This is a genomic window from Streptomyces sp. NPDC058758, from assembly GCF_042746075.1.
Classification (GTDB): Bacteria; Actinomycetota; Actinomycetes; order Streptomycetales; family Streptomycetaceae; genus Streptomyces.
Genome location: NZ_JBHYPS010000094.1, coordinates 1 through 1,728 on the forward strand (window position 1 = coordinate 1; position 1,728 = coordinate 1,728).

The following is a 1,728-nucleotide window of genomic DNA, read 5'->3' on the forward strand; positions in this document are numbered from 1 at the left end:
CCCCGCCTCGCGGTGGGGGTGGCTCGCCACTAGTGCCCCCGTGTCCGGGGGCGGCGCCTCGCCGCTGGGGGGCCGCCCCCCCCCCCCCCGCGCGGGGGCCCCCCCCCCCCCCGGGGGGGGGGGGCCCGGCCCACATCCGCATGTGTTTCCCGTGTCAAACCCGTCTGGCAAACACCGCACTTCTGAAGGTGCGGCCCTGGCGGCGCCGACGCCAGCATGACTCGCGGCCCATCAGGTATCGACTTCCAAGGGAGCGCGAAAACGTGGCATCTCGCAATGTCCGGACAGGCGCCGCCGAATCCCCCCAGAAGCGCAGAGTCCCCGTCCTCGACGGTCTGCGCGGACTGTGCGCGGTCGCAGTCCTCGTCTACCACGTCGCCTACACGGCGGGCGTGAGCAACCACTTCGCGGACCCGCGCGACAACCTGTGGGGTTATCTCACCGAGGGCATGGGCGTCTTCCTGCCTCCCTTCTTCGTCCTGTCCGGCCTGATGCTCTACCGGCCCTTCGCCCGCCGCACGGTGACCGGCGAGGGCGCCACCCCGCGGGTCGCCTCCTTCTACTGGCGCCGCTTCGTGCGCATCGTTCCCGCGTTCTGGGCCCTGGTGCTCGCCTCGATCCTGCTTCTGGACTACGACAAGATCGACGGCGTCTGGTTCTTCCTGCGACCGCTCCTGATGATCCACTTCTTCACCCGGGCCGAATGGATCACGGGCATCGAGCCGACGTGGACCGTTCCCACCGAGATGCTCTTCTACCTGGCGCTGCCGGTCATCGCCTGGGCCATCCACAGGTTCGCCGTGCGCGGCACCACGCCGGCCCGCCGCGCCCGCCGGATGTTCGTCCCGCTCGTCGCCCTGGTCCTCATCGGCATGGCCTGGACCGCCTACTGCTTCCTGCCGTCCATGACGGCCGACGTCTGGTACCTGTCCTTCTGGCCCTTCGGCTACGTCGGCTACTTCGCCGGCGGCATGGCCCTGGCCGTGATGCTCTCCTACGCCGAGGTGGCGCCGCGCCAGCCGGCGCTGTTCCGCTGGGCCGCCAAGTGGCCGATGGGCTTCTGGCTGGTCGCCCTGATCGCCTACCTCGCCAACGTGCCGCATCCGTTCGGCGAGCCCGGCATGGGCGACTGGGGCGCGCTCACCCAGCAGATGGTGCTGCACCTGCTGTTCTTCGTCTTCTCGATGTGCGTCGTGATCCCGCTGGTGGCCCCCGGCGCCCGCTCGAAGACCATGGACCTGGTCCTCGCGAACCGTCCGATGGCCTTCCTCGGCCGGATCTCGTACGGCATCTACCTGTGGCACGTGTTCTTCATCCACGTCGTGCTCCACAACGGCAGCATGTTCGGCAAGTCCGCCGTCAACTCGGGCATGCTGCGCGGCACCGTCGGCTTCGCCGAGATGGTGAGCCTGGTCCTGCTCGGCACCCTCGTCACCGCGCTGGCCAGCCACTACGTCCTCGAGGAGCCGCTGAACAAGAAGCTGCGCGGCCTCTTCGACCGCCGCTCGAAGGACGGTGAGGACGAGGTGTCCGCACCCGGTCCGAAGGGCTCCGGGAGCGGCTCCCCGTCCTCGTCGGAGCAGGGCGTCCTGACCTCCGTCTGATCCGACGGGCACGGCCCCGAGGGGTGTCCCCGCCGCCCCCGCCCGGGCGGCCCCCCGGGGTATTAAAAAAAAAGAGAACCCCCAACACCCTTAAAAATAGAATTTGGGGTAGGGGGTTTATGAA

Annotated in this window: 1 protein-coding gene; it reads left to right on the top strand. The window is 69.1% G+C overall.

What is annotated here, in order from left to right; genetic code table 11:
- Positions 1-263 precede the first annotated feature (263 nt).
- Positions 264-1,604: an acyltransferase family protein gene (locus ACFW6A_RS39130; RefSeq protein ID WP_386646662.1), complete on the top strand. Its 1,341-nt coding sequence runs from the start codon at positions 264-266 to the stop codon at positions 1,602-1,604.
- Positions 1,605-1,728 lie beyond the last annotated feature (124 nt).